This is a genomic window from Brucella tritici (assembly GCF_008932295.1).
GTDB lineage: Bacteria > Pseudomonadota > Alphaproteobacteria > Rhizobiales > Rhizobiaceae > Brucella > Brucella tritici.
Genome location: NZ_WBWA01000053.1, coordinates 1 through 9,684 on the forward strand (window position 1 = coordinate 1; position 9,684 = coordinate 9,684).

The following is a 9,684-nucleotide window of genomic DNA, read 5'->3' on the forward strand; positions in this document are numbered from 1 at the left end:
TACAACTTTGCCAAACAACTCAAAGCCTTGAAGTTCAAAACACCCTATGAAGCAATTCAGGAACTCTGGAAATCAAAGCCAGAAGCCTTTATCGTCAAACCGCACCATCACATGCTGGGACCAAACACCTAGGCTACCTCGTAGAGTTTTGGTAAAAGGCGGATCGCAAATCATCGCACCCACATGCCGGACAAACTGACATGCGTGCCGGAGCGGTGTCACCGAAACATCTGCGGAGATCGACTTACGCCCACACGGAACACGTCTTCCGATCAACGGCATCCCAATGGAGGGGGCGGAACAAGATTTGTTCTCCTCGACACGCTAAGCCCGAACGAACGATGAACTTCACGCCGCACGCAACAATCGACTGGTGCGGCGCAAAGGTATGAAGCCGTCTGTCATCTGCTGTTCTGCATCCCAGGAATAGATCCCGGTGAGGTTTATGTGTTCCCAACTGAGTGTTGAGACATGTTTCAATAACTCGTCTGGAATATTCCGGCCTTGTTGCCGCAAATGGGCAGCGGCGCGGCTGAGATAGACGGTATTCCAGTGAACAATAACACTGACGACCAGATTGAGGCCGGAAGCCCGGAATGCCTGGCTGTCGTAGGAGCGATCACGGATTTCGCCGCGTTCGTGGAAGAAAACGGCGCGTTTCAGCTTATGGGCGGCTTCGCCCTTGTTGAGACCGGCCTGACAACGCCGACGCAGCGCCGGGCTGGATACCACTCGATCATGAACAGTGTACGCTCTATGCGACCAAGCTCACGCAAGGCTTTTGCGAGTTCGCTGGATTTAGAGGAAGCCGAGAACCTTTTCAGGATTGTTGATGGCGCTACCGTACGTGTTGTGATCGATGCTGCCAGACGTAGAAGGTCATCCCAGTGTTCGAGAATGAGCGCGATGTTGATCGGTACGCTGATATGGCTTTCCAACGCCGGATAGGCATCGGACTTCTCGAATGTATGGAATTTTCGGTCCTTGATGTTTCAAAGCCGCGGCGCAAAACGCTTGCCAATCAGGGCGAATATCGCAAAAACATGATCGCTCGCACCGCCGGTATCGGTAGAATACTCCTCGATTTCAAGAATCGTGTCGTGATCAAACAGGCCGTCGAGGACATAGACGGCCTCGCTTTCAGTCGGGCTGATTGGCAATATGCCGAAATATCCGTACTGATCAGAGAGATGGCTGTAGAATTTCGAACCCGGCTCACTGCCATAATGCAGATTGATGTCGCCACGCTTGGCGGCCCGGTCGCTGGCACGGAAGAACTGTCCATCGGATGAGGCAGTCGTTCCATCTCCCCAGAGCAGCGAATGCGGATGGCGCGCGTGAGCGTCTGTTACACAGGCCTGCGCGGCCCTATAGGTTTCGGATCGGGCGTGAAAGGTGCGCATCCATCCGATCTGGTGGGCACTGATCCCCTTCGAGGCTCCTGCCATGCGTTTTGGTCCGAGATTTGTGCTGTCCGCCAGAACACCGGCGAGCATAGCGGAGATGTTTTGCGGAGCATCTCCCGTCCGGACATGCGTGAACTGGTCGGCAAATCCCGTCCAGTCATGTACTTCCCTGAGGAGGTCGGGAACTTCAATCAGCGGATACATCTCGCTGATTTCGACGTTCAGTTCATCCGCTGCGACGGGAATACCGCTCGGACGCGGCGTCACGATCAGTGTTCCGGCATCCAACCTGACCCCATCGAGCTTTCCATTGCGAGCGCGATAAGCTAGGCGCTTGAGATTAAAGTCCATCATCTGCCGGACTTCCGTAAGCCATGCAGCACCATCTTCCTGAATTCCAAGACCGAGTTTGCCTTCATCTTTCATGGCGACAAAAGCAGGCTTAGGCATGAGGTGTTCGTCAATCGGCCGGAACGATCGGCTGCCATCAACCCAGACATCCCCCGAGCGTAGCCGATCGCGCAAATGGGCCAGAGTTGCAATTTCGTAATGCCGCCGATCCGGTTTTCCGTCCACGAATATCAGCTTTTTCTCAGACGATCCGAGATGGCCGACCGGCACACGATCAGTCAGAACGCGCTTCCCTTCCGCATAAAGCCCTTTCAGGGTTGATATCCCTGCCAGGAGCGGATCATGCTTTCGGTGTGAGTGAAACGTAAACGTCTGAAGGAACACGCCTGCAAACTTTCGAACATTCGCGTACTGTTCTGCCGCCATTGCCAAAGGCGATGTGTCCGCGTTCTCGACCATTGTTTCAAGATTAGGCTTGATCTGGAGCAGCTTTTGCCAACCAACTTGCCTGTTTACCACTTTTATTGCATCTTCATCAGCATCATTGGCATTCTGCAAGGCGACAATTGTATCGAGGAATAAATTTGAGCGCCCTGGATGTTTCCATCCGAGCATTCATATGCCGCTGCTTTTTCCTGTTATTCGCTTTTGAGAACAGCCGACCAATCAGCTTGATGAACATCGTTACCGCATCGTCGGTGAGCTTCTGGCCGAGCTTGAGAAACTGAGCCACAATTGTAGCGCGACGACGACTGGAACTGAAGTCACTGGCAAGCCAGGCTGGAGTGGCATCGCCCTCGCGGATCATTTGATCCCACCGACCGGCAGGAATGCGAAGTTGCAGCTCAGGATCAATCTCAAGATGGCGCAGGAACGCTATGCGCTCCGTCATTCCAATCAGATTGCCTGCTCCCGGGGCGTCAGGAGCGGACCGCAACCAATTGAACCACGTCTGACGGATCACCGGGTCAACGTCCAATAGACTATCAAGAGCTTCCAGCGTTTCATCACTGAGATCGGCAATGAGCGCACTCTCTGCGCGACGACGAGCAAGCGCGCGGGGGCCAATACCAATCTTCTCTATGGAATATTTAGAAGGAAGTAGCGCCTTGCGTTCACGAAAGGCAGCTACCACCGCCCTGGCGATGGGCAGCCCCTTGTCCCCAGAAGCGGCCGCCTCGGTTGCGGCCAATAGTGCCGCCCGACGATCATCACGGCTCGCAGGATGTAGACCAAGGTAAAGCGTCAAGTGCCGGCTATGCTCGAACCGGGTTTGCATGTGATGGGCATAGATCGAATAAGAGCGCGGATCGACGCTGAGTTGATCTGCTACATAATCAACCATGGCGGAGGACAATTGTTCATCTTCGCCCAGGAGGCGACCTGACTGTCGCATGACGCAGAGCTGGATGGCAAAGCCTAACTTGTTGTGCGGGCGTCGGCGCAACTCGCATTCGAGGCGATCAGCAGCATCAAGCGTGTAGTGGCGGATCAGGCTGTCTTCGTCCATCTCCAGACCGAGAAGTTCCTGAGCTTCCATCGCATTAATCAGTTTTCGTCGGCCCACTTGTTACTCCTACACGTCTACGCCCTATGAACAGGGTGAGTCTCCTGTCCGAAAACGAGGGATTGCGTACAGGATCAAAATTACCTGTCCACAAATTATCTTGACAGTCTTTCGAACAGTGGAGATATTTCGGACAGCTTATTCGGACGGTTTTACTCCATGCCTCGTACATTTGCCTATGTCCGCGTCTCCACGACCGGGCAGACCACCGAGAACCAGATTCAGGAAATCGAAGCTGCCGGCTTCCAGGTCGAGACGCGCCGGATTGTAACCGAGACGGTTTCTGGCAGTACCGCGATTGCGCAGCGCCGTGGCTTTTCTCGTCTGATGGATAAGCTGGTGTCCGGAGATATTCTAATCGTGACCAAACTCGACCGCCTCGGTCGTGATGCAATTGATGTCAGCACTACCGTCAGAGCGCTCACGGAAATGGGAGTGAAAGTCTATTGTCTCGCACTTGGCGGCGCCGATCTCACCAGTTCGGCTGGCACGATGACTATGAACGTACTCAACGCCGTTGCACAATTCGAACGGGACTTGCTGATCGAGCGGACGCAATCCGGCCTCAAGCGCGCCAAATCAGAAGGAAAGACTCTTGGCCGCCCATCGACACTCAGTGAAAAGCAAAAACAGGAGGTGCGCGGCGATCTCGCGAAAGGGATGAGCATTTCGGCCATCGCTAGGAAATTTTCAACAAGTCGGCAGACCATTATGCGGGTTCGGGACGAAGTTTCTGCTGAACGTGGCCTTTTGAGCAGTGGGACCACCTGATGTCCGCAATACCGCTACCATTTGTTGTCGTCATACTACTGGGCATCCTGCTGATTCGAGTGCTTGTGGAAAACAGAGCACTTTTTAAACCGGTCCCGCTCTTCATCAGCGCTTGTATTCTCCTGATGATCACAGTCGGGGTGCGCTGGACCCTTGATCTTCCATGGATTCGATTCATTCAGCCTGTCATTGCCGCACTCTTGCCGCCTGTCGTGTGGCTTTGCTGTTCAAAGCTACTGCAGACACCCTCAACACGGGCATGGCCGCATTTTCTTTTTCCGGCAGCGGTGCTGGTCCTTTCGGCTTTTTGGTATCGATGGCATCCACCAATCGATCTCATTCTGGCCGTTCTCTATTTCGGTTATGGTACGGCCCTCCTTCGTAGTGTGTCTACGGAATCCAACTATCTTGAACGTGTACGACTGACCGATACTGAAGGTGCGCGCAAGGTCGTTTCAACGGTGGGCGGTCTTCTGCTTTTCTCCGGCATCATTGATCTCATGACAGCCGGAGATTTCGATTTCTATCGCGGAAGCCACGCAGCAGTGATCGTTGCGGTCGCTAATGCCCTCACGCTTCCAATTGTGGCTTATGCAATTGCCATTATCGGTGGGAGTGTGCCGGACAATGAGAACCGCGAGGTCGAGCCGTACAGCATACCCAAAAGCAATTCTCAGGATGCTTATTCACCACCTGAGATAGAGATTCTTTCTATCACAGAGCAAGATCGTAAGATCATGGGTATGGTCGACGATGCGATGCATTCGAAGAAACTTTATCGAGATCCTGATCTCACGCTGAGCCGTTTGTCGCGCCGACTTGGTGTTCCTTCCCGGCACATATCGACGGCAATCAACCGCGTTCTCGGACGCAACGTGTCACAAATTGTCAATGAATACCGCATCCAGGATGCCATACGCCTGCTGAAAGCAACTGACCTGCCAATTACAGCCGTGATGTTTGAATGTGGCTTCCAAACGAAGTCAAATTTCAATCGGGAATTTGCGAGAGTAACCGGCGCGACGCCAAGCGACTATCGTCGTTTGGGCGCAAATCATACTGACATCGACTGCAGCTCTAAGGCCTGCCCGGAAGGACTTTTGCGAGAAAGCCGATCACAAGAAACGTAATTTCCCGGTGGATTTCTTTACGACCGCGTGTTCCTCCATCCTTGCAAACAATCCCATCACCCGGTGTGTCCTCTTCGATCAATGCAGCAGCGCCGGGTTTGCAAAGCTGCATGAAGCTGAAATGCATCGCGTCCGGGATTTCAATATAATTTGAAGAAGACTTGGGCAAATGTTTCGCAAGATAGCCGCTTTCAAGTCTCGCCGGCATGTCGCCGATATCGGTGCCAGCACTGATAATAAGTGATGGAATATGAATGCCTGCCAAGCTTTCTGGTAAGAAACCCCACGCCAGCCCCAGATCAAGGGAGACGAAAGCTCTAATACGCGGATCAGCCATTTCCTTTTCAAGCTCATGGTTTCCGAGTCCGAGTTCTGCTGAAAGGCTACAAGTGCGCGGATTTGTATGGATTTGGCAATCCTTTTCGAAACGGACCGTATCGAAGCGCGCGCCAGCAAGTGCGGTTACTGTCCATCCGCCTAACGAATGGCCGATAACGGCAATCCGTTGTGCATCAACTTTTCCGACAAGTTCAGGATCTGCTGTCAGGGCATCAATGACACGGCTCAAGTCATGTGGTCGTTCCCACAGCTTCGCTGTCTGATCCGTGTCCTTGTTGAATGTCGTTGTCCCAGGGTGATCCAGCGCGGCCACGATATAACCCTGCTGGGTAAGCTCATTCGCAAGCCAGTTCAAGTTGCGCCAACTACCCCCATAACCATGTGAGAGAACCACCAGAGCATGAGCGCCAGTGTCAGGAATTGCATTTTTACAGCAGAAGTGCCGTAAAAGACGCGGTTCTCGCCGACTGTTACGGTACTGGCTCGTTCTTCGGTGGGATACCAGATTGCAACATGGAGCGGACGGGGACTCTCTTTGTCCAGTTCAACCTCTCGAAATCCGACGGTTTCGGCAGAATGAGCAAGCGTGACGATGGACAGCCATAATCCGGCAGTCAAAAAGGAAATCTTCAGCATGAGTGCCTCTCGGGTGATCGAATTCTGCTCTCATGCTGGAAAATCTGTTCTTCGGAGACCTCAATCGCGATTCAGGACGTGTAAATGGTCGTTGCCGCTCCGTTCTGCCTTAGCGTGTCTGGGGGAACAGATCTTGTACCGACCCCATACACGCGAGACCTATCTCGCCAAGCTGGCCAGCGGGTATTTCCGTTACAAACGCATCGATGCACCTGTTGACGTGATCAGTTCGTTTGATGACACTGCAATCATTGCTGGACGGATGTTCGCAGATGTCGAAGTGGGAGATGCTGAGCGAAACCTATCAAACGCCTACCTTGCGGTTTATCGTCGACGAGACGATGTTTGGCGACTTGTTGGCTACCAGCCCACGCCTTTGAAAGGCGGGTGACGAACAACTCGATATCAACTGAGGAGAGACGGGGGCGGTTTGTTTACAAAAAGTCAGTCTAGCCGGGAGCAGGTCTGTGATTTGTTCCAGAAACGTGCCGAGGATTTCTGGTTATGTTGCAAAATATCAAAACATCTTGAAGCTTATCTGATTTGTTTGGGACTCACTCGGTACACTTCCAGTCCGGCTTGACGATGTTGTTTTGCAGAAGAGACCTGATCTATCAATGTGGTTAGAGCCTGATTCATAATAAATGTAACGATATCAGGCTTTGCGATACGTCGGGTGACGAAACGGATATTTGCGATGATTTCCACGCTTCGGCAAAAGCGATGGTTTTCTCGAAGTCTTTGGCCAGTCAGTGACATCTTCCCAGCCACGCAAATGTTCGCTCAACAAACCGATGGTTCTTTTCGGGCCTTCGTCGGGCGGGGTTGGTACAGTGCTCAGCCAGAATGCGCACCTTGCGCCCCGGGCCAAGGTTTGCAGGGCGCCTGCTGGTCTCTCGCGTGGGGAATGAATTTGACGACCAACGAAAGTTGACGGACGAGGCTACTGTCAGGCAACCGCAGGCTTCCGCTGGAGGTTTCGTATCCTTTTATCGAAACACAGCGAGCGAAAGCAGCATAATCAGACCGCCGGGTCTTCGCCCGGCGGCACGGTCATTACATCTGCCCATTCCGGATGCCTGCGATATTGCGCCCGAACGTAGGGGCAGAGCGGTATGATTTTTATTCCGTTCTTGCGCGCATCCTCAATCATAAAGCTTACAAGTGCCGCAGCCGAATCCGTGCCCTTCATACTGTCCGGAGCTCCCGTGTGGTCGGCACTGATCAGACGAGGGCCGCGCTTGGTAAAGGTGATTTCGGTTTCACCTTTAATTCCCTCTATGCGAGCCACATAGCGTCCGTTGCGGGCATCTTTGTCTTCCTTATCCATTCTCATATTGGTCATTTTAGTACTCTTCCACTCTGATTTATTGTAACCTCGGAAACCTTGCCGAAAAACGTTCTATACCACGCGTTGCATTTGAAGGGTGCGCTCCATATCCGCCCGATTGACTGTCGCGCCGAACAAGAGAGTGCCGGTATCGAACAAACGGCTGAAAGCCAGCGGCCCCGCATCGACAGGATCGAACCCGATGCGGTCGATAAACGCACCCACTTCCCTGCGTGCATCAGCATCGTTCCCGGCAACAGCGAGCGCACGACGCTCCGGATCGCCTTTCAAACGAGCTTCCTCATCTATTTCATGATAACCCATGTGGTTGAAGCTCCGTACCAGTCGTGCACCCGGCAGGAAATCTTGCACAACTTCACTGCTCGAACGCTCACCTTCAAACTCTGCGATCATTCCGTCCGTCGGTGCCCAGTAGTTCATGGCATCGATAACGATCTTACCCTGCATCAATTCCGGTGCAAGATTGCGATATTTGGACAGCGGCAATGCAAGCACAACGATATCAGCAGCCGCAATCACGCTTTCTGCCGTATCGGCGGCCTGCGCGCGGGGCACCATGATTTCAAGCACAAGTGCGATATCTTCGGGTGTTTTGGACGTTGCCAGCCGCACCCCATAGCCCGCTGCAATTGCGCGGCGAGCTATGGCGGTGCCAACACGGCCCGCCCCCAATATGCCGATGGTTCTGACCTGAGATATTGGCATATTCCGTTTGCTCCTATTTATTTTCCAGAACCCAGTTCCGCATCGACAAGCGGCTTTACCTTGGTACCCAGCAGCTCAATCGAACGCAGGAATGCCTTGTGCTGCATTTGTCCAACGTCCATCTGTAGGAACTGCCGCATATGGCCGATGTGCTTGTGCAACTCGACGATACGTTCGGCGATTTCCTCGGGACTGCCCGCAAAAATCGCACCCGCACCACTTGCCTCACGGTCATAATGCGGGCGGGGCGGTGGGGCGAAGCCTCGGATTTTGCCGAGCTGTTCCATGACTGCATGCCAGTGGGTCCAGAAGAAATCTTTTGCTTCTGCAGCATTCTCACCGATGAAGCCCGGTGTTGCGACCGAGACCTTCACTCTTTCCGGTACAATTTCCGCCTCGGCGGCCGCGCGCCTGTAAAGATTAGCCAGTGGCGCGAAACGCGATGCCTGCCCACCGATGATTGCGTAGGAAATCGGCAGACCGAGCAGGCCAGCGCGAACCGACGAATGCGGGTTTCCACCGGTTGCGAGCCAAACTGGCAGCGAACCGCTATCTGGACGTGGTACAACAAGCGCGTCGTTCAACGCCGGGCGAAATTTACCCTGCCAGGTGACGTTCTCGCTTTCATTGATCTTTAAAAGCAGATCAAGCTTCTCAGCATAAAGCGCGTCATAGTCGTTCAGATCATGCCCAAAAAGCGGAAAGGATTCGGTTGAAGAACCTCGACCAGCCGTAATTTCAGCACGACCGTTAGACAGCGCGTCCACCGTAGCAAACTGCTGATAGACCCGTACGGGATCACCGGTGCTCAGCACTGTTACAGCGCTGCCAAGTTTGATGTTCTTGGTGGTCGACGCGGCGGCGCCCAGAATGACGGTCGCGGCCGAAGCCGGCATCTCGCGTGTATGATGCTCGCCAATACCGAAATAATCGAGGCCAACCTCATCTGCGAGCTGAATGGCTTCAAGCAAGTTGCGCGTTGCATCCGCCGTAGAGCCGAGCTCGCCAGTAGCCGCATTCTTCTGCACATCCCCGAAACTATATACGCCTAGTTCCATGTGGTTCACTCCTTGAGGCGTAGAGAACACCATACGCCTGATGGTATATATTAGTAACTGAGTGTAATATCGGTACTACCTGCCGGTATACAAGAAGGCACATTTTCGAAACCCGGTATCCTGAAAGTGCCTGTGGTGAGATCCACTCGACGAGCAAATTTCATCGCAAACCAGAAAAACACTATCGTCGGAGATCATGTAGACTGCCGGATTATTGGTCGTTTAATTTACCTGTTCAGACTCTAGGGTCCAGACTCAATTGATCCACCATGTGACGATGGCGGCGATGTAGCAGGTTGCTGCGAAGTTAATCATGAGCTTGTCATATCGTGTCGCGACACGCCTCCAGTCCTTGAGGCGGCAGAAGGTG

8 protein-coding genes and 3 pseudogenes are annotated in these 9,684 nt (G+C 53.3%); 4 read left to right on the forward strand and 7 right to left on the reverse strand.

Annotated elements, in window-relative coordinates; all coding sequences use genetic code 11:
* Positions 1-132, forward strand: a pseudogene (locus F9K91_RS25005) (IS481 family transposase); the annotation flags it as partial.
* Between the two features lie 216 nt (positions 133-348).
* On the opposite strand, the pseudogene F9K91_RS25010 reads toward F9K91_RS25005, so the two are convergent.
* Positions 349-3,324, reverse strand: a pseudogene (locus tag F9K91_RS25010) (Tn3 family transposase).
* A 159-nt stretch (positions 3,325-3,483) separates the two neighbouring features.
* Between F9K91_RS25010 and F9K91_RS25015 the strand changes: the two are divergent.
* Together F9K91_RS25015 and F9K91_RS25020 are read left to right on the forward strand one after the other, a co-directional pair.
* Complete coding sequence (locus F9K91_RS25015) at positions 3,484-4,095, forward strand: recombinase family protein (RefSeq protein ID WP_151679021.1); 612 nt, start codon at positions 3,484-3,486, stop codon at positions 4,093-4,095.
* Positions 4,095-5,225 carry a helix-turn-helix domain-containing protein gene (locus tag F9K91_RS25020; RefSeq protein ID WP_151679022.1) on the forward strand — a complete coding sequence of 377 codons (1,131 nt, stop codon included), beginning with the start codon at positions 4,095-4,097 and terminating at the stop codon, positions 5,223-5,225. Before F9K91_RS25015 ends, F9K91_RS25020 begins: the two co-directional genes overlap by 1 nt.
* Here the strand turns inward: F9K91_RS25020 and F9K91_RS25025 are convergent.
* Together F9K91_RS25025 and F9K91_RS26505 are read right to left on the reverse strand one after the other, a co-directional pair.
* Positions 5,173-5,919 (reverse strand): alpha/beta hydrolase family protein, encoded by a 747-nt coding sequence (locus F9K91_RS25025; protein ID WP_235913447.1) that lies wholly within the window; start codon positions 5,917-5,919, stop codon positions 5,173-5,175. The genes F9K91_RS25020 and F9K91_RS25025 overlap by 53 nt on opposite strands.
* Entirely contained in the window at positions 5,916-6,200 is a 285-nt protein-coding gene (locus F9K91_RS26505; RefSeq protein ID WP_235913451.1) for a hypothetical protein, read from the reverse strand. Before F9K91_RS26505 ends, F9K91_RS25025 begins: the two co-directional genes overlap by 4 nt.
* A gap of 133 nt (positions 6,201-6,333) precedes the next feature.
* On the opposite strand from F9K91_RS26505, the gene F9K91_RS25030 reads away from it, so the two are divergent.
* Positions 6,334-6,591, forward strand: a complete 258-nt coding sequence (locus tag F9K91_RS25030; RefSeq protein WP_151679023.1) for a nuclear transport factor 2 family protein — start codon at positions 6,334-6,336, stop codon at positions 6,589-6,591.
* Positions 6,592-7,221: 630 nt separating this feature from the next.
* Here F9K91_RS25030 and F9K91_RS25035 read toward each other — a convergent pair.
* The 4 genes and pseudogenes from F9K91_RS25035 to F9K91_RS25050 all read right to left on the reverse strand — a co-directional run.
* Entirely contained in the window at positions 7,222-7,545 is a 324-nt protein-coding gene (locus tag F9K91_RS25035) for a GNAT family N-acetyltransferase (RefSeq protein WP_151679024.1), read from the reverse strand.
* Positions 7,546-7,602: 57 nt separating this feature from the next.
* Entirely contained in the window at positions 7,603-8,256 is a 654-nt protein-coding gene (locus F9K91_RS25040; protein ID WP_151679025.1) for an NADPH-dependent F420 reductase, read from the reverse strand.
* A 17-nt stretch (positions 8,257-8,273) separates the two neighbouring features.
* On the reverse strand, positions 8,274-9,314 hold the full coding sequence (locus tag F9K91_RS25045) for an LLM class flavin-dependent oxidoreductase (protein ID WP_151679026.1): 1,041 nt from the start codon (positions 9,312-9,314) through the stop codon (positions 8,274-8,276).
* A gap of 255 nt (positions 9,315-9,569) precedes the next feature.
* Positions 9,570-9,684 (reverse strand): annotated as a pseudogene (locus F9K91_RS25050) (IS5/IS1182 family transposase); the annotation flags it as partial.